This window comes from Kribbella sp. NPDC104740 (assembly GCF_055583505.1).
The window spans coordinates 308,557-333,759 of the sequence record NZ_JBVJNV010000005.1 but is presented as its reverse complement, the minus strand read 5'-3'; the positions used below and the strand labels follow the sequence as shown (position 1 = coordinate 333,759).

The window sequence follows — 25,203 nt, the reverse complement described above, 5'->3', positions numbered from 1 at the left end:
GCGCGGCACCCGGCCTTCACCGTGCGGTGATCAGCAGCCGCAGCCGCAGCACTCGAACTCGATGTGCTGGACGCCGTTGCACGAGATGATGTGCGCCCGGCGCCACCACCAGAACGAGCAGTCCGGGTCGCAGTAGCTGCGGACCTCGTAACAGGCCTGGGCCTGCGCCTCGGCGGTCACCTTCGGCACCACCAGTCCGACCAGCTTGTCGGTCAGCACAGTCAGGTTTCGCATCTGCCGTCTCCTTCGGTCAGCGGTTCGTGGCGATCGCCACGGCGCCGAACCTAGGAGCCGGCCGCATCCGGCCGGCATGACTTCCGCATGGGGACCGGCCGAGGGTCACCTGGCGATCGTTGTCACCAGGGAGAAAAGGCTGGCGCTCGTCACCCTCCGTGGCGCAGAGTGGACGCGTTGAGATCACCGGCGTCGGGGGACGTCTGCAACCGGTCGGATCCAAGGGGGGCACCTGGTGCGTTTCCGCATGCTCGGGCGAGTGGAAGTGGAAGCAGGAGGCCGCGTCGCGGAGGTCTCGTCGGCCCCCGTCCGCGGCGTCCTGGCGGCGCTGATGCTGGCCGAAGGACGGGTCGTCCCGGTGCAGCAGCTGCTCGAGGCCTTGTGGGACCGGCCACCGCGCTCCGCGCAGAACAACCTCCGGCTGCACGTCACCCGCCTGCGGCGGCAGCTCGGCGCGATCTCCCCGAGCCTGCAGGACCGGCTCGTCACCGTCCGGACCGACGGCGGAGCCGGCTACTGCCTGCGGGCCGAGCCGGAGGAGCTGGACCTGGCGGTCTTCCGCGGGCTCGCCGTACGAGGGGACGCGGAGCGGGCGGACGGCCGGTACGACGAAGCGGAGCGGACGTTGTCCACAGCGCTCGAGCTGTGGCGCGGGCCGGTCGGGCAGGACTGCACCGCGTCGGACCGGTTCCGGCGGCGGGTGGCGCCGCTGGACGAGCTGCGGCTGACGGTCTGTGAGCGGCGCGCCGAGGTGGGGTTGTTGCTCGGGCGGACCACCGAGGTGGTGCCGGACCTCAACGACGTGCTGCGGGCCGCGCCCTTCCGGGAGCGGGCGCACGCCAACCTGGTCCGGGCCCGCTACCTGGCCGGCGACGTCGCCGGCGCGCTGCGGACCTGGTCCCGGGCGGCGCGGGTGCTGCGTGAGGAGCTAGGCCTGGAGCCGTCCGACGAGCTCTTCGACCTGCAGCGCGCGATGCTCCGCCGGGACCGGGAAGCCGTCTTCCCCAGTTGTGGACAACATGGTGATCAAACCTCAACAATCCACAGATTTGGCTCTTTTTCGGCCTGAAACTGTGCACAACCCGGGGAAAACCTGGGGAGAAGTCCACCGAAAGCTGTGCACAGCTGGGGATACCGATGTGGATAACTTCGGGTCGGACGGCTCAGATCCACTGTGTGGAGACGACGAACCCGACCGCGATCAGACCCATGCCGATCAGCAGGTTCCAGTTGCCCAGGTCGTTCATGAACGGGATGTCCTGACCCGCCACGTAGAAGACCACCAGCCAGATCAGCCCGAGCAGCCAGCAGCCGAGCATCAGCGGCGCGACCCACGGGCGGCTGGAGGTGCGGGGCTTCTTCGGAGTCTTCTGCGGCTTCTCCGCGGCCGACTTCTTCTTCTTTTCGCGACTGCTCGACTCGGGCACGACTTGGGCTCCTTGTAGCGGACACTAAGGTGAGTGGTGGTCCCTCGGTTCGCGAGGCTGCCACCAGCCACACCGACGGGTCTGGCCTCGGTTAGCGTAGTGCAGACGGGAGCATGGGGGTCACGTGAGCAGGTGGCGGCGTTTTTCGCTCTGGCGCGCGGGTGCGCCGGTGGCGCTGCTGTGCGCCGGGCTGCTGTTCGCGACCAGTGCCACCAACGCGCGGGGCACCGACCTCCGTCCCAGTCGCAACACTACGCTCGCCGGCCTCGTCGAGGAACAGAGCCGGCGCAGCGCCAGCCTGACCAAGCAGCACGCCGCGCTGAGCGGTGACATCGACAAGCTGCGCGCCCAGCAGGGCTCGTTCCCGCCCAAGCTGACCAAGCAGCTCGAGGAGCTGTCGGTCGCGGTCGGGACGACACCGGTGACCGGGCCCGGGCTGACCGTGACGCTGAAGGACGCGCCGCCCGAGGTGGTCAAGGACAACCCGGACGTCGACGCCGACTGGCTGGTGATCCACCAGCAGGACATCCAGGCCGTGGTGAACGCGCTCTGGGCCGGCGGCGCGGACGCGATCTCGATCCAGGACCACCGGGTGATCTCGACCACCGGGATCAAGTGCGTGGGGAACTCGGTCGTCCTGCACGGCGTGCCGTACCTGCCGCCGTACCGGATCACCGCGATCGGCGACCGCCGCAAGCTGCAGCAGTCGCTGGACGACTCGAAGTACATCGAGAACCTGCAGGACTACGTGGTGAAGTTCCAGCTCGGGTACGAGGTGAAGAACCAGTCGAACATCGCGATGCCGGCGTACGAGGGGACGCTGGACCTGCAGAGTGCGACGGTGCCCGGCTTCGCCAAGACGCCCACGGTGAGCCCGTCCAGCACCGGCCGCTGACTTCGCCCGTAAACTCCTGTCATGCCGCGCATCCTCGTCGTCGACAACTACGACTCCTTCGTCTACAACCTGGTGCAATACCTGCAGCAGCTGCAGGCCGACACCACGGTCCTGCGCAACGACGAGGTGACCCCCGAGCAGGCCACGGCGTACGACGGTGTCCTGCTGTCGCCCGGCCCGGGCACGCCTGAGGAGGCCGGTGCCTGCGTCGACATCGTCAAGCAGGCCGGCGGCCAGGTCCCGATCTTCGGCGTCTGCCTCGGGCTGCAGGCGATCGGCGTCGCGTACGGCGGTGTCGTCGGCCGCGCCGACGAGCTGCTGCACGGCAAGACCAGCCAGGTGTTCCACGAGGGCGCCGGCGTGCTGGCCGGGCTGCCGTCGCCGTTCACCGCGACCCGATACCACTCGCTCGCGATCGTCCAGGACAGCGTCCCGGACGTGCTCCAGGTGACCGCCCGCACCGAGGCCGGCGTGATCATGGCCGCCCGGCACAAGGACGTCGCGGTCGAGGGCGTCCAGTTCCACCCCGAGTCCGTGCTCACCGAGGGCGGCCACCGGATGCTCGCCAACTGGCTGTCGATCTGCGGCGACCCGGACGCGGTCGCCCGCTCGGCAGGCATGGCGCCCGTCGTCAGCTGACGAACAACAAAAGACCGCGGTACCCCGACCTCGGGTACCGCGGTCTTTTCGTCCGTACTACGGAAGCCGGCCCGCGACCGCGCCTCCGCCACCGGGGAAGCCGATGGTCGGCGGCGGGGTGTCGGTCGGGTCCTCCGGGTCGGTCGGGTCACCGGTCGGGGTGTCCGTCGGGTCGCCGGTCGGCTGCTGCGGCCCGGCGATCCGGATGATCACCTTGGAACCCTTGTCGACCTTCGTGCCCGGCGCGACGCTCTGCGACACGACCGTGCCCTCCGGCTGGTTCGAGCCGGGTGGCGCGTTCTCGTAGCCGACCTGCAAACCCGCGGCCTTGAGCGCGTTCGCCGCGTCGTCCTGGTTCTGCTTGGTGACGTCCGGGACGGCCACCTTCACCGAGCCGCTGGACACGGTCAGCGTGAAGGTCTGGCCGCTCGGGTACTTGCCGCCGGCGTCGGGGTCGAGCCCCAGCACGGTGCCCTTCGCGGACTCGTCGTCGACGGTGTTGACCTTCTCGGCGACCTTGAAGTCGCCCGGTGCGTCCCGCAGCAGTTGCCGGGCCTCGCTCGTGGTCTTGCCGATCACGTTCGGCACCGAGAACGACGTCGGTCCGCTGGACACCACCACCGAGACGGTCGTGCCCTTGTCGGCCTGCTGGCCGGCCGGCGGGGTCTGGCTGACGATCTGGCCCTTCGGGACGGTCGGGTTCGCCGCGCCGGTCGACGTCAGCTTCAGCTCCTGCGCCGCGAGCGTCGCCGTCGCCTGCTGCACGTTCTGCCCGACCACGTTCGCCACCGCGACCTGGGTGACGTCCGGCGTACCGCCGCCGTTGTTGTCCTTGTTCCCGTTGTTGATCAGCACGTAGACCAGCACCGCGACCGCGACGATCGCGAGCCCGAGCAGGAAGTACGCGAGCCCGCGGTTGCGCCGGGCGCGCGCGGCCTCGGCCTCGTCCATCCCGTCGTCCGGCGGCAGCAGGTCGTCGGACTGGGTCTGCCGGTACGCCTGCGTGGCCGCGGCCGGCGCGACCGCCGTCGGCGCCATCGCACGGGTCTCGGCGACCGCGGCCATCGGCGCGGTCACCTGCTGCCCGGCGAGCACCCGGTGGATGTCCTGCCGCATCTCGGCGGCGCTCTGGTAGCGCTCCTCGCGCGGCTTGGCCAGCGCCTTGAGTACGACCGCGTCGACCTCCGGCGGGATGTCGGGGTCGAACGACGACGGCGGGACCGGTTGCTCCCGGACGTGCTGGTAGGCCACCGAGACCGGGGACTCGCCGACGAACGGCGGCCGGCCGGTGAGCAGTTCGTAGAGCAGGCAACCGGTGGAGTACAGGTCGGAGCGGGCGTCCACGGTCTCGCCGCGGGCCTGCTCGGGCGACAGGTACTGCGCCGTACCGATCACGGCCGCGGTCTGGGTCATGTCCGAGGTGGTGTCGGCGACCGCGCGGGCGATGCCGAAGTCCATCACCTTGACCTGGCCCTGCGGGGTCAGCATCACGTTGCCGGGCTTGATGTCGCGGTGCACGATCCCGGCCCGGTGGCTGTAGTCGAGCGCCTCGAGCACACCGGAGGTGATCTCCAGGGCGCGCTCGGGCATGATCTTGCGGCCCTCGCGGATCAGGTCGCGCAGCGTCTTGCCGGTGACCAGCTCCATCACGATGTACGGGATGGTGATGCCGGAGCCGTTCGGGTCCGGTTCCTCGCCGGTGTCGTAGACCGACACGATGGTGGGGTGGTTCAGCGAGGCCGCGGACTGCGCCTCACGCCGGAACCTGGCCTGGAAGGTGGAGTCACTGGCCAGGTCCACCCGGAGCCGCTTGATCGCGACGGCCCGGCCGAGCCGGTTGTCGACGCCCCGACGGACGTCGGCCATGCCTCCCCGTCCCAGCGGTTCGCCTTCCTCGTAGCGCCCGCCGACGAGACGTGCCTGCGATGTCATTGCTCTGCCTTCCAACCTGCGCGGATCCTGCCTGGCCACAACACGTACATTTCGCCCACCGTAGCCAACGCCACGAGCGAGCCCCCGCTGGTTCGACTCACCGTCACGGAATCATTCCGCATCGTCGTCATCGGCCGAGCACCGCCTCCATCACGTCCTTGGCGATCGGGGCGGCGAGCTTGCCGCCGGCGATGTCGTCGCGGGGGACGTTCGCGTCCTCGATCATCACCGCGACCGCGACCTGGGGGTCGTTGGCCGGGGCGAAGGCGGTGAACCAGGCGAACGGCGGGCGGTCCTTGGCGGTCTGCGCCGTACCGGTCTTGCCGGCCACCTGGACGCCGCTGATCCGGCCCGGCTTGCCGGTGCCGTTCTGGACGACGTCGATCATCATCTGGGTCAGCTGGCCCGCGACCTCCGGCGTGACCGCCTGGTGCAGCGACTCCGGCTTGGTCTCCGAGACGGTCTTCAGGTCCGCGGTCCGGACGCTCTGCACCAGGTACGGCTTCATCACGTCGCCCTGGTTGGCGATCCCGGCCGCGACCATCGCCATCTGCAGCGGGGTGGCCTGGACGTCGAACTGGCCGATCGCGGACTGCGCGGTCTGCGGCGGGTTCGGGTCGGCCGGGAACTGGCTGGCGACCGCGCCCAGCTCGGGCAGCTGCCGTTCGCCGAAGCCGAACTTCTCCGCCTGCTCGCGGAGTGCGTCGGCACCCAGGTCCAGACCGACCGAGCCGAACGCCGTGTTGCACGACAGCCGCAGCGCGACGGTGAGCGTCGCGTTGTCGCTGCCGCCGCAGTTGCTCCGGTTCTCGTTGATCAGCGGGGTGGTCGTCTGCGGCAGCGGGAGCTGGGCGGGCGACCGGACCTTGGTGTCCGGGTTGTACTTGCCGCTGGACAGCGCCGCCGCGGCGGTCACCAGCTTGAACGTCGACCCCGGCGGGTACAGCTCGCGGGCCGCCCGGTTCGACATCGGCTTGTCCTCGTCCTCGGTGAACTTCTTCCACGACGCCCCGACCTTGTCCAGGTCGTGCGCGGCCAGCTCGTTCGGGTCGTACGACGGCCGTGAGACCAGCGCCAGGATCTTGCCGGTCTTCGGCTCGATCGCGACCGCGGCGCCCTTCTTCCCGGCCAGCCCGGCGTACGCCGCCATCTGCGCCTTCGCGTTCAGCGTCAGCGCCACCGCCGCGCCCTGCTGCTTGCGGTTGGTGATCACGTCGACCACCCGGCGGAAGGCCAGCGACGGGTCGGAGCCGTTCAGCTGGGAGTTCTGGGTCAGCTCGATGCCGAGCCGGCCGTACAGGAACGAGTAGTAGCCGGTGACCGGCGCGTACTCCGGGCCGACGGCGTACCTGCGCTGGAAGTCGAAGCGGTCGTTGGACGGCTTGGACTCCGCGATCGGGGTGTTGCCGATCAGGATCGGGCCGCGGTCGATCGAGAACTGCGCGTCCCGGACCCGCCGGTTGTCGTTGCGCCCGTTGATCTCGCCGGCCCGGAACGCCTGCAGGTACGTCGAGTTCGCCATCAGCGCGAGCATCAGGACGATCGCGGCCACGGCGAGCCGCCGGATTGCTGAGTTCACTGCTTCTGCACCGCCATCGCGATCGTCTCGTCGGACACCGGCGCCGCGGGGGTCTGCGGCCGGCGGGCCTGGTCGCTGATCCGCAGCAGCAGCGCGATGATCGCCCAGTTGGCGATCAGCGCGGTCCCGCCGAGCGCCATGAACGGGGTGGCCAGACCGGTCAGCGGGATCAGCCCGGTGACACCGCCGACGATCACGAAAACCTGCAGCGCGAACGACATCGCCAGACCGGTGGCGAGCAGCTTGCCGAAGATGTCCCGGCAGCCGAGCGCGGTCCGCAGGCCGCGCTCGATGATCAGCGTGTAGACCAGGATGATCGCGATCAGCCCGGTCAGGCCGAGCTCCTCGCCGAACGAGGAGATGATGAAGTCGCTCTGGCCGTAGAAGCGCAGCGGCTGGATCTCCGGCCGGCCCTGGCCGAGGCCGCGGCCGAGCAGCCCGCCCCAGGCCTGGCCCATCAGTGCGGTCGAGACCTGGCCGCCGACCTCGTGGAACGGGTCGAGCCAGTCCGCGACCCGCTTCTCCACGTGGTTGAAGGTCTGCGCGGCGAAGAACGCGCCGCCGGCGAACAGCAGGCCACCGATGATCAGCCAGCCGGCCCGCTCGGTCGCGACGTACAGCAGGAACAGGAACAGGCCGAAGAACAGCAGCGAGGAGCCGAGGTCCTTCTCGAAGATCAGGACGCCGAGGCTGACGCCCCAGGCGATCAGGATCGGGCCGAGGTCGCGGGCCCGGGGCAGGTCGAGCCCGAGGAACCGGTGCCCGGCCAGGGTCAGCACGTCGCGTTTGACCACCAGGTAGCCGGCGAAGAAGACGACCAGGCAGAGTTTCGCGAACTCACCGGGCTGGAACGACATCCCGGCCAGCCGGATCCAGATCTTCGCGCCGTTGATGTCGGCGCCCAGGCCGGGGATCAGCGGCAGCACCAGCAGCACCAGACCGGCCAGACCGGCGGTGTAGGTGAACGCCTGCAGGCGCCGGTGGTCGCGGACCAGCAGGATCACGACCAGGAACAGGATGATGCCGACCGCGGTCCAGGTGATCTGCTGCGGCGCGGCCGGTCCGCGCGGCTTGGTGCCGGCGGCTTCGGCGGCGGCCTGCAGGCCGAGGTCGACGCGGTGGATCATCGCGACGCCGAGCCCGTTCAGCAGCACGGCGCAGGGCAGGATCACCGGGTCGGCGTACGGCGCGCGGTAGCGCAGCGCCAGGTGCGCGATCAGGGCGAGCAGGCCGATCCCGGCGGCGTAGTACCCGGTGCTGGCCGGGACCTTGTTCTGCACGGTCAGGCCGATGTTCACGTATGCCGCGACCGAGACCGCGATCGCGATGATCAGCAGCATCAGCTCCACCCCGCGGCGGGTCCGCGGGATGATCTGGATGACGGAGGTGGACGCGATACTCATCGGACCCCGTCGCAGTCGCCGGGGTCGGCCGTCCCGTTGCCGGGCGTGGTCGGGGTCGACGCGGGCGTGCTGACCGGAGGCTTCGGCGGAGTGGTGACCGGGCGGCCGGTGGCCGGCGGGGTGCTCGGCTTGACCGGGGGCTTCTGCTGCGCGGCGCACTCGTCGGCCGCGCGCTGCAGCTCCTCGACGATCTTCTGCGCGGCGGTCAGGTCGTCGGCCTGGATGTTGCCCTCGACCTGCTCGCGGTTGTACGTCGGCAGCTTGTCGACCTGCAGCGTCTTCTGCTCGTAGACGCGGGTCAGCGTGAGCCCGGGGATCTGCTCGTCGACACCCTTGAAGATCGCGACGTAGTCGCCGTCGGTGCCGACGTAGTACTGCTTCTGGGTCCAGCTGTAGGCGAACCAGCCGCCGCCGAGGATGATCGCGAGCACCACCACCGCGACGCCGAGGCGGCGCAGCCAGAGGAAGCGCTTCGGCGGGCGCGGCGCGTACCGGAGCTCCTCGGGGTCGACGTGACCGCCGGCTCCGCCTCCTCCGCCGCCGCCCTCGCCGGCCGCCGTGGTGCGGACGACCATGGTCTGCTCGCCGGACCCGCCCTGGGCCAGCTCGGCCGCGGCGCCGACCAACTGCGCGCGGTCGCCGCTGGCCGGGTCGGTCTCCACCACGTCGGCGACGACGCAGGTGACGTTGTCGTTCGAGCCCGCCTCGAGCGCGTGCGTGATCAGCTCGACGACCACGGAGTCCGGCGTACCGTCGGCCATCGAGGCCGCGATCACGTCGTCGCTCACGTAGTCCGGCAGGCCGTCGCTGCACAGCAGCAACCGGTCACCGGCCTGGACGTCGAGGATCTGCAGGTCCGGGTCGGAGTCGGGACGGCCGTCCAGCACCCGCAGGATCAGGTTCCGGTGCGGGTGGGTGAAGGCCTCCTCCTGGGAGATCCGGCCCTCGTCGACCAGCGACTGGACGAACGTGTGGTCGTGGCTGAGCTGCTGCAGCCGGCCGTCGCGCATCCGGTAGGCGCGCGAGTCACCGAGGTGGGCCAGGCCGAGCTGCTGGCCGTCGAACATCAGCGCGGTCACGGTGGAACCCATGCCCTCGCGCTCCGGGTCCTCCTCGACCAGCTCCGAGAGCCGCTCGTTGGCGCGGTGCACGGCACCGGCCAGCGCCTCGATCATGTCCTCGCCGGTGATCGTCGTGGTGTCCAGCCGGCGGATCACCTGGACGGCGGCCGCGCTGGCCACCTCACCGGCCGCGGCGCCGCCCATCCCGTCCGCGAGCAGCAGCAGGTTCGGGCCGGCGTACGCGGAGTCCTCGTTGTTGCGGCGGACCCGTCCGACGTCGGACAGTGCGGCGTAGTCGAGCGACAAGGTCATGGAATCGGGCCTACTTCGCGATGTTCAACGTCGTCCGGCCGATCCGGATCGAACCGCCGATCTCGGCGGGGACCGGCCGGGTCACGCGCTGGCCGTCCAGGTAGGTGCCGTTGGTGGAGCCGAGGTCCTCGACCCACCACTGGCCCTCGGACAGGAACAGCCGCGAGTGCCGGGTCGAGGAGTAGTCGTCGTCCAGGCGGATCTGGCAGTCCGAGCCGCGGCCGATCACCACCTGGTCCTCGTGCAGGGTCGCACCGACCCCGGCCTGCGGCCCGTCGGCGATCGTCACCGAACCGGGCAGGCCCTTCTTCTTCTTGTTCGGCTTGGCCGGTTTCGGGGTCCGGCCGGGCGCCGGCGCGGCCGGGGCCAGCGCGCGGCTGTCCACCTTGGCGCCGAACAGGTCCGAGCGGATCACGGACAGCACCGCCAGGACGAACATCCAGAGCAGGGCCAGGAACCCCAGTTTGATCAGGGTCAGCGTCAGTTCCGACATGGAAGTCCGGTCACCACCCGCTGCTCGGCGGCTGGGCGATCGGCTCGTCCGCCAGGCGCAGCGTCATCGTCGTGTTCCCGATCCGCACCGTCGATCCGTCGACCAGCTCGGCCTCGGCCGCGCGGCGGCCGTTGACCAGCGTGCCGTTGGTGGAGCCCAGGTCGACCAGCACCACCCGGACCCCGCCCGGGCCTTCCGGCATCAGCCGGATCTCGGCGTGCCGGCGCGACACCCCGGGGTCGTTGATCTGGATGTCGGCGTCGGTGCCGCGGCCGAGCACGACGCCGGGCGGGTTCACCGGGCGGCGGCGGCCGTTCACCTCCAGCATCACCTGCGGGTGCCCGCGCCGGATCGGCGCCGGCTCCGGGGGCGGCGGGGGTGCGCTCTGCATCACGGTCTGTCCGGCGTACGGATCGTCGTACTCCTGCGGGGGCGGGGGCGGCTGGGGCCGGGAGCGCTGCTGCGTCCCGACCGTCTGGCTGACGACGCGGAACTTGCCGGTCGGCAGGTCGTCCTGCTGGGTCAACTCGATCTCGATCGGTCCGGAGAAGGTGTAGCGCTGGATGTCCGCGTGGTCGCGGAGCTCGTTGGCGAGCTCGTGGTTCAGGGTGCGGCCGTAGGCGTTCAGCCGCTCGAAGTCCTCCGGGCCGAGCTCGACGGTGAAGTGGTTCGGCACCAGCCGGCGGTCCCGGGACAGGATCCGGGCGGTGTTGTCGATCTCACGCTTGAGCGCGGCGGCCAGCTCGATCGGCTCCACGTCCCCCTTGAAAGCGCGCGCGAAGACACCGCTCACGATGCCCTCCAGGCGTCGTTCGAAGCGCTGCAGCGGTCGCACGCGTCCTCCTCCAAGTCGGTCCTCGACTGGTCCCTGCTTCGGCACCAACCATCGGGCTTGCCGTTCGGCGCCCTCGGCAGGCTCGCCGTACGCGGTGTTCCCCGGACGGCCGGGGAGCACACCTGGTACGACGATCGATCGTATCGGGAGGTTCGACCCAACCCGCAATGCAAGAGTCCGTCAGATTGCATGCTAGTGTTTTCCCTCGGTTGGGGATGGCGCTTCGAGAGGCCGGAAACAGCCAGCGCGCGGGTGGCGGAATAGGCAGACGCGCACGGTTCAGGTCCGTGTGCCCGAAAGGGCGTGGGGGTTCAACTCCCCCCTCGCGCACAAGCAGTACCGAAGTCCCGGTCTCACCCGACCGGGACTTTTTGTTTGCCCAGATTTACCGTTCCGGGCCGCGAGACCTGTGTCACAGGAGCCGGCGCCGGGGATACCTTCTGCCATGGACGCACTCGAGCTGACTGGGCTCACCAAGACCTTCGGGGACCAGCGAGCCGTCGACGAACTGGCGCTGACCGTGCCGAGCGGGTCGTTCTTCGGGATGCTCGGGCCGAACGGCGCCGGCAAGACCACCTCGTTGTCGATGGCGGTCGGGCTGCTGCGGCCGGACAGCGGGACGGCGCGGATCTTCGGCGTCGACGTCTGGGCTGATCCGGTCCGGGCGAAGGCGCTGGTCGGCGTACTGCCGGACGGGCTCGGGATGCCGGAGCGGCTGACCGGGCGTGAGGTGCTGACGTACCTCGGGCTGCTGCGCGGGCTGGAGCGGGCCGAGGTGGAAGCCCGGACGCAGGAGCTGCTGGAGGTCCTCGAGCTCGACCAGGAGGACGACAAGCAGGTGATCGGCTACTCCACCGGCATGCGGAAGAAGCTCGGGCTGGCGGTCGCGCTGCTGCACGCGCCGCGGCTGCTGGTGCTCGACGAGCCGTTCGAGGCGGTCGATCCGGTCTCGGCCGCGACCATCCGGACGATCCTGAACAGGTTCATCGCCGGTGGTGGGTCGGTGGTGATGTCGAGCCACGTGATGGCGCTGGTCGAGCAGCTCTGCGACCGGGTGGCGGTGGTCGCCGCCGGGAAGGTCGTTGCCTCCGGCACCGTTTCGGAGGTGCGCGCGGGCGGGTCGCTGGAGGACGCGTTCGTCGCCCTGGTCGGCGCGTCGACGCGCGGCGCGGAGGGGTTGTCGTGGCTCTCGGCCTGACCGTCGCGACCGGCGGCACGCTGGTCCGGATGCGGCTGGCCGCGCTGCGGCACTCGTTGCGCGACCAGAGCAAGGCGGGCTGGTTCGCCAGCGGCGTCTTCGTCGGTGTGGTGCTGGCGGGCGGGACGGTGTGGCTCGCGTCTCGCGGAGACCACGACGTGGTGGCAGTGGCGATCGCGGTCTGGATGCTGGGCTGGGTGATCGGTCCGCTGTTCGCGGGTGGCGGCGACGAGACCTTGAAGCCTGAGTACTTCACGATGCTGCCGCTGCCGCCCAGGGCGTTGTCCGGTGGGCTCCTGGCGGCCGCGATGGCCGGAGCGGCTCCGGTGGTGAGCCTGCTGGCGCTGCTCAGCCTGGTGGTGGTCGGCGCGCAGCTGACGCTGGTCGCCGTACTGGTGTCGGTGCCTGCGCTGCTCCTGCAGCTGCTCTGCTTCGTGCTGGCCTCCCGGCTCGCTGTCGCCGTGTACGGCGTACTGCTGCAGGTCAGGTCGGGTGCCGTGCTCGCTGCCCTGGTCAACGCGTTCATCCTCGCCTTCACTGCCCAGGGCTGGGCGCTGATCGCGGCGTACATCACCACGGACGTGCAGGGCGCGATGGCTCAGGGAGCCCGGATCGCGCCGTCTGGCTGGGGTCTGGTCGCCGTCGAGGCCGCCGGTCGTGGCGACTGGCTGAAGGTGTTGCTGGCCCTCGCCGGCCTGGTGGCGCTGGCCGGAGCGATGTTCGTCGCCTGGTCCGCCCTGCTCGTACGCCGGACGACCGCCACCCGCGCCGGAGTCCGCCCGCGGCGGCCGCTGACCGGTTCCGACGCCCGCAGCGCGGCCAACGCGAAGGAGATCCGCACCTGGAGCCGCGACCTGCTCTACGGCCACCAGGTCGTCTTCGCGTTCGGCTACGGGCTCTTCTTCTGCCTGATGCCGCTCGCCGTCGCCTGGAAGGGCATGCTCCCGTACGCCGGCGCCGCGACCGTGGTGATGGGCGGCGCGATGTTCGCCAACCTGTACGGCGCCGACGGTACGGCGTACTGGTCGACGCTGATGGTGCCCGGCTCGGCCCGGCCGGACATCCGCGCCCGCCAGCGCGCGTTCCTGCTCGTCTTCGGCCCGCCGGCGGTGGTGATCACCGTGCTGTTCACCTGGTGGTCCGGCACCGACGCCTGGCCGATCGTGGTCAGCCTGCTGCCGGCGCTGCTCGGCGGCGCGGCCGGGCTGATCGTGCTGGCCTCGGTGTACGCCACCGTGCCGACCACCGACGCCCACAAGCGCTCCGGCAACCCGCTGAACACCGGCGGCAACGAGGGCGAGGCGATGGGCCTCGTCTACGTGATGCTCGTGCTGATCTCGCTGGCCGCCGCGCCCGCTCTGGTGGTCGCGCTGCTTGCCGGCTGGTGGGGATTGCCTGTGGGCCTGGCGACCGGCGTACTGGCGTGGTGGTGGTTCGGCGAGCTCGCGGTTGCCCGGCTGGACGCGCGCGGGCCGGAGCTCCTCACCCTGCTCCGGCACGGCCGCACGACCAGCGACCAGGCGAGCTCGTCGACGCTGTCCGCGAAGATGGAGTTGCTGCCGAAGTGGCAGCGCTACCTGACCTTCTTCTGCCTCGGCTTCGGCGCGATCCCGCTCTTCCCGCAGGCGGTCGTCCCCGCGATCTTCAAGCTCACCGACAACCCCGCCCGGGTGTGGTTCCTCGCCCTGTACGCCCCGGGCCCGTGGCAGTGGCCGGTGATCATCGCCATGGCCCTCCTCGGCCTCGGCATGTACAGCTACGGCGCAGCGACCTACTACCGCGCCAGCAAGCTCACCGTCCCAGCCGTGGAGTCACCGGAAGAGGCGGTGCAGCCGGCCTCCTGAGGTCGCCCGGTGCCGGGCCGGGCGGGGTTCGGCGTTCGGGGCCGAGTGGCGGGGGTCGCCGCGGTGCGGGGTGGTGTTGGCGCCCAGGAGCATCCAGGCGGCGAGGACGGCGGCGGCAACCAGGCCGAGGATTCCGGCGAAGTCGGTGACAGTCATGGCGATCTCTCTTCACGGGCTCGGGCGGGGAGCGACTGGCGGTACACCGGTAGTGACGGCGCGCTGCGCGGAACGTGATGGCACTCTCGTGCCACGAGTGCCAGGGCCTTCGGATGGCGCAGCAGTGCCGGATGTGGAGCGGGGGCTGCTCGCCACTGCGCCGTACCGCCTGCTTAGGTGGAGCTTCGAGCACTGGAGGTGGGGCGGCATGGACGGTGCGTTGCTGGACGCCCGGGAGGAGCAGGCGTACCGGTTGCTGGTCGGGCTGTCGGTGGCGCGGGCTGCCGAGCTGGCGGAGGTCGCCGAGCTGCCGCAGCAGGAGGCGGACGAGCTGCTGCAGCGGCTGCAGGCGAAAGGACTGGTCGCTGTGCTGCCGGGCGACGACCCGGTGTTCCGGCCGCTGCCGCCCGACGTAGCGCTCGGTACGACGCTGCTGCGCCGCCAGGAGTCGCTGGAGTCGGCTCGGCAGACCGTGGCGTCGCTCAGCGAGGAGTTCCGCGCCAGCGCGAGCCGCCGGGATGCCCACCACCTGGTCGAGGTGATCGTCGGCGCGGACGCGCTGCGCGACCGCCTGCGTGACCTGCAGGAGTCGGCGCGGGAGGAGATCCTCTGGTTCTGCCGGGCCAACCCGCTGGCGATGCAGGGCGCCGAGAACACCGAGGAGTACGGCGCACTGAGCCGCGGCGTCCGCTACCGGGCCATCTACGAGCGGGCGCTGCTGGAGACACCCGGCGAGCTGGACACCATCGCGGAGGGCGTCGGCTGGGGCGAGGAGGCCCGGACGCTGCCGACGCTGCCGGTCCGCCTGGCCATCGTGGACCGGGCCACCGCGATCTGCCCGCTGGTCCGCGACGACGAGGCGGCGATCGGGGAGCCGACCGCGGCGATCATCGGCCGGGGGCAGCTGCTGGATGCGCTGCTGGCGCTGTTCGAAAGCCACTGGGAGGCGGCGACGCCGGTCAAGCTGCAGCCAGACGAGGCGGAGGAGGGCGGCGAGGGGCTGGACGGCTCCGAGCGGTTCCTGCTGTCGCTGATGGTGGCCGGCGTACCGGACAAGTCGATCGCGTCGCAGCTGGGCATCAGCCGTCGTACGGTGCAGCGGCGGCTCGACCGGATGATGGACCTGGCCGGCGTCGACACCCGCACCGGGCTCGCGTACCAGGCGGCCAAGCGGAAGTGGTTGTAGTGCGGCCCGGGCCTCGTCGCCCGGACCGCACCGTGTCCTACTTGAGGCCGTAGGCCCGGATCACCGTCTGGGTGACCTTGTTGCCGGCGCTGTCCGCCGCGGAGACCCGCAGCGAGACCGTGCCCTTGCCCGCCGGGACGACGGCGACGTAGTGGCCGAAGGCACCGACGGCGATGACCCGTCGCCAGCTCTTGCCCTCGTCGAACGACACCTCCGCCTGCAGCGAGGTCGACCGCGCTGCCGGAGCCCCGGCCTGCTGCTGCACGGTGAAGCCGACGACGTGCGTCCGGCCCGGCACCCGCCCGGTGAGGTCGGTCGGTACGTCGTACCCGACCTGCAGCAGCGGCAGCGCCGTCGCCTTGTCCTCACCGGCCTTCTTCGACCGGAAGTCCCACGCGGTCTGGGTCTTCGTCGCCCAGTTCCACTCGCCCTCCGGGTCCTGCCGCTCGGTGCTGAGCTCCAGCCGGTACGCCGCGTCGCCACTGGTCGTGGTGACGTCCTGCCACGCGTCCGGCAGTTCGGCGACGACAGCACCGTTCCGCTTCAGCACTGCGGAGGAGGAGGTCGTCTCACCGAGCGTGTAGTGCCCGGCAGCGTCCACGAACGACGGCACCCGCAGCGAGAACCGGTCAGCGGTCCGGGTCGACACCAGGCCCGGCGCGGCGGCCGGACGGACCACCGGCTCGAACCAGCTCTCGCTCGACGTACCGGTCTTGTACGAGCGCGGCACCGAGGTCATACCGCCCTGCAGCGGGTTCATCGTGTCCCACGTGTAGAGGTGGTGCACCCGGTGCTGCCAGAGCGTGTCACCGGAGCTCACCCACTCCTCGCGGACCTTCGGCGTCTCGACGAAGCGCTGCGAGTCGTTCCACGAGTAGTCCTGCCACGGGCGCCAGCCGAACCGCTGCTCCTTGGCCCAGCCGAAGCCGCCGTTGTCGGCGTACGACGTGTTGACGCGGGCGCTGTTCGCCGCGGTCACGTGGTAGTCGATCTTGGCCGGGACGTTGCCCTTCGACACCTGGAACACGTCGTACAGGTACGGGCTCGAGGTGGTCAGCGTCAGGTCGATCGTCGCGCGACCGGCCTTGGCCCGCTGGACCAGCTTCGCGCCGTCGGCGGCGGTGGTGACCATCGCCGGGATCGGCTCGCGGTCGCCGACCGGGCGCCAGACCGTCCACGCCGACCAGTCCGCCGGACGGTAGAGGATGATGCCGGCCGCACCGGCCTTCGCCGCCGCCGCGATCTGGTCCTGCTCACTGCCGTTGCCCCAGCCGTCCTCGCTCGACGGGATGACGGCGACCGCGCCCTTGACGCCCTTCAGATCAGGGCCGGGGACAACGAGGCTGAACCGCTTCTTCCCCTCGTACGACGGCGACTGGTGCAGCAGGTTGATGTCCATCGGACCGGAGATCCCCGGCACCGACGCCTGCACCAGCGGCGCGACCAGCTGCCAGCGCGAGGCGAACTCGTAGCTGCCGCCCTGGACCGGCTTCGTCGGCGTCACCAGCACCTGGCTGACCGTGCTGAAGTGCATCACGCCGTGGGTGATCTTGCGGCCGTTCGGGTACTCGCGGTGCACGTAGTAGCTGAGCACCGCCTGTTGCTCGGACGGCTTCGGGGTGTGGATGGTGATCGGCGCGGCCTTGCGGGCGTCGATGACGAGCTCACGGTCGCCGGTGACCACCACGTTCGGGTCGGTGATCAGCGTGGCCTTCTCGACCTGCGCGTCCCGGGACTCGACCAGGCCGTGCACCAGGTAGGTGCCCTCCTCGACCTCGGCGGTGGCGACCTCGCCGTCGTCCAGCCAGCCCAGCACGTCCGAGCGGGCGTTGTCGCCGTACAGGGCGACCACCGGGACGGCGGTCGGCTGACCGTCGAGACCGATCCCGCGGAAGGTGACCTTGTGCTTCGGGCCCGACTTGAGCGCGCCGACCGCGGTCCGGACGCTGACGCCGTTCGCGCCGGTGGCGACGATCCAGCCGCTGAACAGGCCGCGGTCCAGCTTCGCCGGGTCCAGTGCGAGCTGTACGTCGGTGCTGCCGCCGGCCGGGACGGTCACCGTCGCCGGTACGCCGAACGCGTCGGTCTCCGGCTGGTGGCTGTCCAGGTTGTCGATGTCCGTGGCGAGGTTCAGCGTGATCGCCGCGGCGGTGTCGTTGCGGTAGGTGATGGTCCGCGTGGCGGCGCTGCCGCCGACGAGGGTCAGCCCGAAGTCGGCGACGCCGGTCGCGTCGACCTTCTGGGTGACCGCGCGGGCGACGTCGACCCGGCCGGTGCCCTGGGCGTAGACGCTCAGGTCGGGGGTGGTCTTCGCGGTGCTGGTCAGCGCGTCCTTGAGGCGGCCGGCCTTCCAATCCGGGTGCTGCTGCGCGAGCAGCGCCGCGGCGCCGGCGACGTGCGGCGTGGCCATCGACGTACCGGAGGCTGCGGTGTACAGGTTGTCGAGCGGCTGGCCCATCGCCGTACCGGCCGCGCGGGCCGCGACGATGTCGACGCCCGGCGCGGTGATCTCGGGCTTCAGGCCGGAGTCGCCGACGCGGGGACCACGGCTGGAGAAGTCCGCCAGCGCGTCGTTACGGTCCACCGCACCGACCGTCAGCGCGGCCGCGGCCGCACCCGGCGAGCCGACCGACTCGTCCGCGCCGTCGTTGCCGGCGGCCACGACGAACAGGGTGCCGGAGGCCGCGGTGATGTCGTTGACCGCCTGGCTGAGCGGGTCGGTGCCGTCGGTCGGGCCACCACCCAGGCTCATGTTGACCACCTTGGCGCCCTCGGCGGCCGCCCACTCCATCCCGGCGATGATCCAGGACTCGTACCCCGAACCGTCGTCGCCGAGCACCTTGCCGACCAGCAGGTCCGCCTTCGGCGCGACACCCTTCCGGGTCCCGCCCGCACCCGCGCCGGTCCCGGCGATCGTCGCCGCGACGTGCGTGCCGTGGCCGAAGTGGTCCTCGGTGCCGGTCGGGCTCCCGGAGAAGTCCTCCGCCTTCTGCACCTTGCCGGACAGGTCCGGGTGGTTCGCGTCGACCCCGGTGTCGAGCACAGCGACCTCGACGCCGCTGCCCTCGAACCCGGCCTGCCAGGCGGCGGGGGCGCCGATCTGGGGAACGCTCTTGTCGAGGACCGGCTTCACCTTGCCGTCGAGCCAGATCTTGGCGACGCCCTCGTCGAGGGTGCGCGCGGTCTTCGTCGCGGGCTTCAGGGAGTTCCAGAGGGCGGGGAGCTCGGCCTTGCTCGCGGTGACCGCCGCGCCGCCGATCGACGGGAGGGCGCGGGCGTTCGACGTACCGGGGAGGGACTGGACGCGCGCGGTTGCGCCGTCGTACCGGACGATCAGGGGGAGGGACTGCGTGGACGCGTCGCCGAACCCGTCGGCGATCAGCTCGTCGACGTCGAACAGGTCGGCGTCGACCATGCCGGTCGACACGTACGGGACGACGTCGCTCGGCAGCACCCGCAGCCCGCCGTCGACCTCGACGGTGTGGAACGCGACCTGCTCGCGGCCCGGTGCCGGCTGCACCGTCGCCGCCTTCTTGCCGGCACCGGCGTCGGTCACCTCGACGACGTCACCGGTGATCAGCGTGACCTTCTGGGACTTCCCGGCCTGGGTGGTGGCCGGTTGGGCGCCGGGCGGGCCTGGTGGTGCCGCGGTAGCGGTCAGGCTCGACGTGGCGGCCAGGGCGAGTGCGGCCGCGAGGATGGCGGCACGGCGCTTGCTTGAGGACATGAGCGGACTCCTTCGGAGGCTAGGGGCAGGCACCTCGTGCTGAGGAGTCTGCGGTCCCGCGCCGCCTTTGTGCCCTGTCCATCCCTGCCCTCCGTGTGACATGGCGCATGGACGCCACCAACGTTGTAACGCAGCGTTCACAAGACATGTCCGGCGCATGTGCTGTGCGCGACGCCGGGTGAGGTGCAGGATCAGCGCATGACGGCACAGATGGTCGCGCGGCGGTGGGCGTGGGTCGGGACGTTCGTGATCGGAGCGGCGCTGTACCTGGCCGTGCTCGCGGTGCTCACCGACACCAACAACCCGAACCTCTTCCCGACCCTGATCCTGCTCGGCGCGCTCGTGGTCCCGCTCACCTTCGTCACCTTCGCCGCCGGGCGCTCCGGGCGCTGGCTGATCGACGGCCCCACCCTCGGCGGCTGCCTGCTCTTCGGCGGAGTCGTCGGCGTCGCCGTCGCCGGCCTGCTCGAGTACGACGCGATGCGGCGCCTCGGCACCCTCCCGATGGTCGGCGTCGGCCTGATCGAGGAAGCCGCCAAACTCGTCGTCCCGGTGATCCTGGTGATCTTCTTCGGCACCCGCTACCGGCACTCCATCGGCAGCGGCATCATCATCGGCGTCGCCGTCGGCACCGGCTTCGCCGTCCTCGAAACCATGGGCTACGCCTTCGTCGCCCTCCTCCAGTCCGGCGGCAACGTCGGCGCCGCCGAACAAACCCTCTTCATCCGAGGCCTCCTCTCCCCCGCCGGCCACGCCGCCTGGACGGGTCTGACCTGCTGGGGCCTGTGGCGCTTCGTCGTCAACCCCACCGGCAAACACCTCGCGGGCTTCGCCGGCATGTACGCCCTCGCCGTAGCCCTCCACACCACCTGGGACGGCCTCGGCGGCCGCATCACCTACGCCGTCGTCGGCGCGATCTCCATCGGCCTGCTCCTCCTCGGCCTCCGCCACGCCCGCAAACAAGACACCCCGGCCTAGGTTTCCCCACACGGACTCCTCCGTTCGCTGGCGCTCACCGCGGTGCCTGCTCCCACCCGCCCTGGGTTCGGTGCGCGTGCTTCGCCCGCTTCGTGCGGCGGGCTGACGCCTGCCGCGAGGGCGGGGCGTGAGGTCAGGCTGGCCAGCGGGCTCGGAGTACGCCGTCGGGGTCGACCAGGACGCCGCTCAGCAGCGGGTTGTAGTCGGGTTCCGTGAGGGGGATGGCTGCGGCCGCGACTGCGTCGGGTGGGTAGTCCCTTGGGGGCCGGTCGTGCATCAGGACGCTCTGGATAACTCCGGCCTGGTTCTCCCACACGTACTCGACCGAGTCGTCGGTGGTCGCGTGAACGGTTTCGAGGTCGGTTGAGAGGTCGGGCCAGACGGTCAACCGGGCGCGGGGTACGAGGTGGAGGTCGGCGACCTCGAAGCCCGTGGTCAGCCGGTGCCAGCGGGAGTGGTGCGCGAACGGGGACTCGCAGAGCAGGACTGTTCCGTGCAACGCGACGAGCTCGGCGACCTGGGTCCAGAACACGGCGTCGGCGGGTGGACCTGGTTCGTCGTCGACGTCCCAGGGGGAACGGTCGAGGCGGACCGGGAACAGGCCGAGCTGTCCGGCGGTCGCGACGGCCGCGTCGCACGGGAGGTGACTGCCGATGTACATGTACTGATCCCAGCCGATGTGGACCGCGAACAGGCCCTCGGCCTCGAGGCGGCACCAGGCCCCGTTGTCTCGCAGCATCTCTCGCACCAGCTCGACGGCGACCGCGAGCGGTACGACGGCACCGTCGTGGTACTCGGCGAGGGACAGACCTGCCAGTCTGCCTCCGGCGATCAGCCCGAGCTTCGCCGGGCCGAAGGCGGCCGGCTCCCGGATGCTGAGCTCGGTGACTCCGCTCTCCTGGGCGAAGGCCTCGACCGCCGCCAGGTACGCCGCCTCCCGCGGCCCGCGGTCGCTGGATTCGTCCTCTGGCCCGACGTACCGGCCCTCGGAGTTCCAGTCGGTCGGGTCGTACTTCGTCACCTTGTGGACGTACGGCAGCGGCACGCGGCGATGGTCTCAGACCGGAAGGATCTGGACATCTTGTTTGCCATGGACGTATTGTCCAAGGCATGTCCAGTCCTGAGATCAAGGCCGAGGTCGATCGGCTCGCTCCCATCGGGGAGGCGATTGCTCGGCTGCTGTCGCCGCATGCCGAGGTGGTGCTGCACGACCCCGCGACCGATCGCGTCGTGGCGATCTGGAATGCGTTGTCGGAGCGGCAGGTCGGGGCTCCCTCGTTGCTCGGGGAACTGGACGAGATCGTCGAGAGTGGGCGGGACGTCTACGGGCCCTATCCGAAGTCGCTGGCGGACGGGCGGCGGCTGTCGAGTGTCAGTGCGGTGTTGCGGGGCGCCGATGGGACGGCCGGGTTGGTGCTTTGCATCAACGTGGATCGGACGGCGTTCGAGGAGGCCGGGCGGATTCTCGCGGCGTTCGCGGCGCCGGTGAGTGGGCAGCCTCGGGTGTTGTTCGAGCGGGACTGGATGGAGACGTTGAACGACGTCGTCGGGGAGTTCGTTCGGGAGCGGGGGGTGACCGTCGAGCGGTGGGGGCGGGATGAGCGGGTCGAGGTGCTGGGGCGGCTGGAGACGGCGGGGGTTTTGAGTCAGCGGCGGTCGGTGCCGGCGGTGGCTCGGGCGTTGAAGGTGAGTCGGTCGGCGCTGTACCAACTGTTGGGTGAGGCCCGGAAAGACGTGGCTGAGTGATGCTTCCGGATTTTCGGTTGGAGACGTACTTCTCGCGGTGGGAGTTCAGCGCCCGGTTTCATCTGACCGCGTCTGACGCGCAGTCGTTGCCGATGGGTGAGTTGCTCGCGATGGCTGATGACGACGGGCGGAAGCGCTGGGAGGAGTTGCAGCTCGGGTACACCGAGACGCGGGGGCTGCCGGCGTTGCGGGAAGAGATTGCGAGCACGTACGACGGGGTGTCGGCGGATGACGTGATGTGCTTCGCGGGGGCCGAGGAGGGGATCTACCTCGCGATGCGGGTGCTGCTGGAGCCTGGGGATCACGTTGTGGTGTTGACGCCGAACTACCAGGCGGCGGAGACGGTTCCGCTGGATACCTGCGAGGTGTCAGGCGTCGCGCTGCGGGCCGAGGACGGGTGGGCGCTGGATATCGACGCGATCGAGAAAGCCCTGAAGCCGAACACGCGGATGGTGTCGGTCAACTTTCCGAACAACCCGACGGGCGCCGTACCGGATCTGGAGAGTTGGAAGAGGCTGGTCGAGCTGTGCGACTCGCGGGGGATCAGGCTGTTCAGCGATGAGGTCTACCGCGGATTGGAGCTCGATCGGGAGTCATTGCCTCAGGCAACCGATCTGTCGGCCACCGCGCTGTCGCTGAACGTGATGTCGAAGGCGTACGGTCTACCGGGGCTGCGGATCGGCTGGATCGCCTGCCGCGACCGAAGCGTTCTCGACAAGCTGGAGCGCGCGAAGCACTACACCTCGATCTGCAACTCCGCGCCGAGCGAGGTCCTCGCGCTGATCGGCCTGCGGGCTCGCGATCGGCTGCTGGAGCGCAATCGCGGCATCGTCGCGCGCAATCTCCCGGTCTTCGCGGAGTTCTTCGGCCAGCATCCGGAGCTGTTCGAGTTCGAGGCGCCGCAGGGCGGGTGCGTCTGCTTCCCCCGGTACGCCGGTCCGGATGGTGTCGAAGCGATGTGTGCCGATCTCGTCGAGCAGGCGGGAGTCCTGCTGCTGCCGGCGAGCATCTACTCGTCGGAGCTGACCGCGACGCCCACCGACCGGTTCCGGGTCGGGCTCGGGCGGCTCGACCCCGAACCGGCGATCGATGCCTGGAGCAACTGGTTGGAGAAGCGGTGAGGCTGGTCGGGATCGACGAGATCCGGTCGGTGGTGACGCCGGAGCTGGTGTTCGGTGCGGTCCGGGAGGCGCTGATCGCGCACGCCGAGGGGCGGACGCAGGTGCCGCACCCGATGGTGCTCGACTTCCCGGGGGCGTCGGGTGACTGTCACGTGAAGGCCGGGTACGTCGACGGGTCGGCGCATTTCACGGTGAAGATCGCGAGCACGTTCGCGTCGGTGAACAACGGGCTGATGCTGGTGGTCGACGCGACCACGGGCGAGCCGGCCGCCGTACTCGCGGACGAAGGGCGGCTGACGGCGTGGCGGACGGCTGCGGCGGGGGCGCTGATCACGGACGCGATGGCGCCGGCGGATGTCGAGGAGGTGCTGATCCTCGGGACCGGCGACCAGGCGCGGCTGCAGGCGATCTGGCTCAGCCGGCTCCGGCCGCAGGTGACGTTCCGGATCTGGGGCTGGCGCCCGCAAGCAATCGACCGGTTGGTTGCCAAACTGAGTGCGAAGGGACTTGCAGTCAGTGCAGCAACTGACATCGGCATGGGGGCTCGCTGCGTGATCAGCACTACTCCCGCTACCTCACCGCTTCCCCGAGAACTCTTCCTCGACGCCGAGCACATCACCGGCGTCGGCACCGACATGCCGGGCAAGGGCGAACTGCCGGCCGAGGTCTTCGTAGACGCGACCGTCGTCACCGACGATCGCGGCCAGTGCCTCGACCACGGCGACTACGGCAACGCCGTACGAGCCGGAGTGATCGCTCCAGAGCTCGACCTGTCGGTCGGCGAAGTGCTCCGGGACGGGTTCACGCGCACAAAGAACAGGTCGATCGCCGACCTGACCGGCCTCGGCGTCCAGGACGCCGCGACGGCCTCCGCCGTACTCACTGCGTTCGGCAGGTAACAGCAAGCGGTTGCCCGAAAATTCAACTGGTCCGGTAAATCCCTGACCAGCGGCCGAACTGGTCTGTTGCGCACCGTGCAACGCAGACTGCAGATAACGCTGTCAATTGCGCACATCGGCCCGAAACCAGCGCAGTACACGCTCTCACGACTTAGTAACGGAACCTACTGAACTATTGACGCTCCTGGCGGAGTCCGCAATTCTCACTGCCACTGAACGACAGGTTCATACCAGTCAGCCGGGCCTGGTCCGGCTACTCCGCCAGAGGTGATCCGATGAAGTTCCGTTCCCTAGCCGTGGCCGCGGTCGCGGCGCTCTCCCTGACCACGCTGGCCGCCTGTGGTGGCGGCTCCGACAGCGACAACGCCGCCGCCGACGGCCCGACCACGATCGACGTCTGGCTGATGAAGGGCAGCGTCTCCGACGACTTCCTCAAGCGCTTCACCGACGACTTCGCCGCGAAGCACCCGGACGTCAAGGCGAACGTCCAGATCCAGGAGTGGAACGGGATCGGGCCGAAGATCATCGGTGCGCTGGCCAGCAAGGACGCGCCGGACGTGATCGAGGTCGGCAACACCCAGGTCGCGCAGTACTCGGCCTCGGGCGGCGTCAAGGACCTGTCCGACAAGAAGTCCGACCTCAAGGGTGACGACTGGATCGAGGGTCTGGCCGGGCCGGGCAACTACGAGGGCAAGCAGTACGGCATCCCGTACTACGCCGCCAACCGCGTGGTCGTCTACCGCAAGGACCTGTTCCAGGCGGCCGGCGTCACCCCGCCGAAGACCCGCGAGGAATGGCTGACCACCACGGCGAAGCTGAACACCGGCGGCAACCAGGGCATCTACCTGCCGGGCCAGAACTTCTACGTGCTGTCCGGCTTCATCTGGGACGAGGGCGGCGACCTGGCGGTCAAGGACGGCGACCAGTGGAAGGGCGGCCTGTCCTCCCCCGAGGCGCTCAAGGGAATGGACTTCTACAAGCAGATCCAGGCGCTCGGCAAGGGCCCGAAGGACTCCGACGAGGCCAAGCCGACCCAGACCGACGTCTTCGCGCAGGGCAAGATCGCGCAGATGATCGCGGTCCCGGGCGCGGCCGAGCTGATCGCCCAGGCCAACCCGGCGCTGAAGGACAAGCTGGGCTTCTTCCCGATCCCGGGCAAGACCGCCGACAAGCCGGGCGCGGTCTTCACCGGCGGCTCGGACCTGATCATCCCGGAGGCCTCCGACGGGCAGGACGCGGCGTACACGTTCATCAAGGAACTCGCCGGTGAGCAGTGGCAGACCGACCTGGCCAAGACGATGAAGTACGTGCCGAACCGGACCGGGCTGGCCGGCTCGGTCGGTGCCGACGAGGGCGTCGCGGCGATGGCCGCCGGGGCCGCCAACGGCAAGGCGACCCCGAACTCGCCGAACTGGGCCGCGGTCGAGGCCAAGAACCCGATCAAGGAGTACCAGACCAAGGTGCTGACCGGTGGTGACCCGGCGGCCGCCGCGAAGGCGGCCGACGAGATCATCACCCAGGCCCTGAACACCAAGTAG

The 25,203-nt window shown here is 70.3% G+C and carries 22 protein-coding genes and 1 tRNA gene; 12 read left to right on the top strand and 11 right to left on the bottom strand.

What is annotated here, in order from left to right; all coding sequences use genetic code 11:
* Positions 1–30: 30 nt before the first annotated feature.
* A complete protein-coding gene (locus tag ACZ6Z4_RS27180; RefSeq protein WP_363676808.1) occupies positions 31–234 on the bottom strand; it encodes a hypothetical protein in 204 nt (67 codons plus the stop codon).
* 259 nt (positions 235–493) lie between these two features.
* Here ACZ6Z4_RS27180 and ACZ6Z4_RS27175 point away from each other — a divergent pair, with 259 nt between their 5' ends.
* Complete coding sequence (locus ACZ6Z4_RS27175; RefSeq protein ID WP_363676807.1) at positions 494–1,303, top strand: AfsR/SARP family transcriptional regulator; 810 nt, start codon at positions 494–496, stop codon at positions 1,301–1,303.
* A gap of 94 nt (positions 1,304–1,397) precedes the next feature.
* On the opposite strand, the gene ACZ6Z4_RS27170 is transcribed toward ACZ6Z4_RS27175, so the two are convergent.
* On the bottom strand, positions 1,398–1,661 hold the full coding sequence (locus tag ACZ6Z4_RS27170; protein WP_344177597.1) for a cell division protein CrgA: 264 nt from the start codon (positions 1,659–1,661) through the stop codon (positions 1,398–1,400).
* A gap of 169 nt (positions 1,662–1,830) precedes the next feature.
* Here ACZ6Z4_RS27170 and ACZ6Z4_RS27165 point away from each other — a divergent pair, with 169 nt between their 5' ends.
* Together ACZ6Z4_RS27165 and ACZ6Z4_RS27160 are read left to right on the top strand one after the other, a co-directional pair.
* Positions 1,831–2,556 carry a DUF881 domain-containing protein gene (locus ACZ6Z4_RS27165; protein WP_465569861.1) on the top strand — a complete coding sequence of 242 codons (726 nt, stop codon included), beginning with the start codon at positions 1,831–1,833 and terminating at the stop codon, positions 2,554–2,556.
* A gap of 21 nt (positions 2,557–2,577) precedes the next feature.
* Positions 2,578–3,195: an aminodeoxychorismate/anthranilate synthase component II gene (locus tag ACZ6Z4_RS27160; protein ID WP_465569859.1), complete on the top strand. Its 618-nt coding sequence runs from the start codon at positions 2,578–2,580 to the stop codon at positions 3,193–3,195.
* A gap of 57 nt (positions 3,196–3,252) precedes the next feature.
* On the opposite strand, the gene pknB is transcribed toward ACZ6Z4_RS27160, so the two are convergent.
* The 6 genes from pknB to ACZ6Z4_RS27130 all read right to left on the bottom strand — a co-directional run bounded on the left by pknB (position 3,253) and on the right by ACZ6Z4_RS27130 (position 10,810).
* Entirely contained in the window at positions 3,253–5,127 is a 1,875-nt protein-coding gene (gene pknB, locus ACZ6Z4_RS27155) for a Stk1 family PASTA domain-containing Ser/Thr kinase (protein WP_465569857.1), read from the bottom strand.
* A 127-nt stretch (positions 5,128–5,254) separates the two neighbouring features.
* Positions 5,255–6,706, bottom strand: coding sequence for a peptidoglycan D,D-transpeptidase FtsI family protein (locus ACZ6Z4_RS27150; protein WP_465569853.1), 1,452 nt, complete (start codon positions 6,704–6,706; stop codon positions 5,255–5,257).
* Positions 6,703–8,109 (bottom strand): FtsW/RodA/SpoVE family cell cycle protein, encoded by a 1,407-nt coding sequence (locus tag ACZ6Z4_RS27145; RefSeq protein WP_465569851.1) that lies wholly within the window; start codon positions 8,107–8,109, stop codon positions 6,703–6,705. Before ACZ6Z4_RS27145 ends, ACZ6Z4_RS27150 begins: the two co-directional genes overlap by 4 nt.
* On the bottom strand, positions 8,106–9,482 hold the full coding sequence (locus ACZ6Z4_RS27140; RefSeq protein ID WP_465569849.1) for a PP2C family protein-serine/threonine phosphatase: 1,377 nt from the start codon (positions 9,480–9,482) through the stop codon (positions 8,106–8,108). Before ACZ6Z4_RS27140 ends, ACZ6Z4_RS27145 begins: the two co-directional genes overlap by 4 nt.
* A gap of 10 nt (positions 9,483–9,492) precedes the next feature.
* Positions 9,493–9,975 carry an FHA domain-containing protein FhaB/FipA gene (locus ACZ6Z4_RS27135; protein ID WP_363676800.1) on the bottom strand — a complete coding sequence of 161 codons (483 nt, stop codon included), beginning with the start codon at positions 9,973–9,975 and terminating at the stop codon, positions 9,493–9,495.
* A gap of 10 nt (positions 9,976–9,985) precedes the next feature.
* Positions 9,986–10,810 carry a DUF3662 and FHA domain-containing protein gene (locus ACZ6Z4_RS27130; protein WP_363676799.1) on the bottom strand — a complete coding sequence of 275 codons (825 nt, stop codon included), beginning with the start codon at positions 10,808–10,810 and terminating at the stop codon, positions 9,986–9,988.
* A 246-nt stretch (positions 10,811–11,056) separates the two neighbouring features.
* Between ACZ6Z4_RS27130 and ACZ6Z4_RS27125 the strand changes: the two genes are divergently transcribed.
* The 3 genes from ACZ6Z4_RS27125 to ACZ6Z4_RS27115 all read left to right on the top strand — a co-directional run bounded on the left by ACZ6Z4_RS27125 (position 11,057) and on the right by ACZ6Z4_RS27115 (position 13,852).
* Positions 11,057–11,140, top strand: a tRNA-Leu gene (locus tag ACZ6Z4_RS27125).
* 115 nt (positions 11,141–11,255) lie between these two features.
* Positions 11,256–12,008, top strand: a complete 753-nt coding sequence (locus tag ACZ6Z4_RS27120; RefSeq protein WP_363676798.1) for an ABC transporter ATP-binding protein — start codon at positions 11,256–11,258, stop codon at positions 12,006–12,008.
* On the top strand, positions 11,993–13,852 hold the full coding sequence (locus ACZ6Z4_RS27115) for a hypothetical protein (RefSeq protein ID WP_465569846.1): 1,860 nt from the start codon (positions 11,993–11,995) through the stop codon (positions 13,850–13,852). The genes ACZ6Z4_RS27120 and ACZ6Z4_RS27115 overlap by 16 nt, the downstream gene beginning before the upstream one ends.
* On the opposite strand, the gene ACZ6Z4_RS27110 is transcribed toward ACZ6Z4_RS27115, so the two are convergent.
* A complete protein-coding gene (locus ACZ6Z4_RS27110; protein ID WP_465569844.1) occupies positions 13,820–14,008 on the bottom strand; it encodes a hypothetical protein in 189 nt (62 codons plus the stop codon). The two genes, ACZ6Z4_RS27115 and ACZ6Z4_RS27110, sit on opposite strands and share 33 nt — an antisense overlap.
* Before the next feature lie 208 nt (positions 14,009–14,216).
* On the opposite strand from ACZ6Z4_RS27110, the gene ACZ6Z4_RS27105 reads away from it, so the two are divergent.
* Positions 14,217–15,194, top strand: a complete 978-nt coding sequence (locus ACZ6Z4_RS27105; protein WP_465569842.1) for a helix-turn-helix domain-containing protein — start codon at positions 14,217–14,219, stop codon at positions 15,192–15,194.
* A gap of 37 nt (positions 15,195–15,231) precedes the next feature.
* On the opposite strand, the gene ACZ6Z4_RS27100 is transcribed toward ACZ6Z4_RS27105, so the two are convergent.
* On the bottom strand, positions 15,232–18,921 hold the full coding sequence (locus ACZ6Z4_RS27100) for a S8 family serine peptidase (RefSeq protein ID WP_465569839.1): 3,690 nt from the start codon (positions 18,919–18,921) through the stop codon (positions 15,232–15,234).
* A gap of 198 nt (positions 18,922–19,119) precedes the next feature.
* Here ACZ6Z4_RS27100 and ACZ6Z4_RS27095 point away from each other — a divergent pair, with 198 nt between their 5' ends.
* Positions 19,120–19,899, top strand: coding sequence for a PrsW family intramembrane metalloprotease (locus tag ACZ6Z4_RS27095; protein WP_465569837.1), 780 nt, complete (start codon positions 19,120–19,122; stop codon positions 19,897–19,899).
* A 133-nt stretch (positions 19,900–20,032) separates the two neighbouring features.
* Here ACZ6Z4_RS27095 and ACZ6Z4_RS27090 read toward each other — a convergent pair whose 3' ends face one another.
* Complete coding sequence (locus ACZ6Z4_RS27090) at positions 20,033–20,944, bottom strand: hypothetical protein (protein ID WP_465569833.1); 912 nt, start codon at positions 20,942–20,944, stop codon at positions 20,033–20,035.
* A 65-nt stretch (positions 20,945–21,009) separates the two neighbouring features.
* Between ACZ6Z4_RS27090 and ACZ6Z4_RS27085 the strand changes: the two genes are divergently transcribed.
* The 4 genes from ACZ6Z4_RS27085 to ACZ6Z4_RS27070 all read left to right on the top strand — a co-directional run bounded on the left by ACZ6Z4_RS27085 (position 21,010) and on the right by ACZ6Z4_RS27070 (position 25,203).
* Entirely contained in the window at positions 21,010–21,645 is a 636-nt protein-coding gene (locus tag ACZ6Z4_RS27085) for a helix-turn-helix transcriptional regulator (RefSeq protein ID WP_465569831.1), read from the top strand.
* Entirely contained in the window at positions 21,645–22,766 is a 1,122-nt protein-coding gene (locus tag ACZ6Z4_RS27080; RefSeq protein ID WP_465569829.1) for an aminotransferase class I/II-fold pyridoxal phosphate-dependent enzyme, read from the top strand. The genes ACZ6Z4_RS27085 and ACZ6Z4_RS27080 overlap by 1 nt, the downstream gene beginning before the upstream one ends.
* On the top strand, positions 22,763–23,665 hold the full coding sequence (locus ACZ6Z4_RS27075) for an ornithine cyclodeaminase family protein (RefSeq protein WP_465569826.1): 903 nt from the start codon (positions 22,763–22,765) through the stop codon (positions 23,663–23,665). Before ACZ6Z4_RS27080 ends, ACZ6Z4_RS27075 begins: the two co-directional genes overlap by 4 nt.
* A 275-nt stretch (positions 23,666–23,940) precedes the next feature.
* Positions 23,941–25,203, top strand: a complete 1,263-nt coding sequence (locus ACZ6Z4_RS27070) for an extracellular solute-binding protein (protein ID WP_465569823.1) — start codon at positions 23,941–23,943, stop codon at positions 25,201–25,203.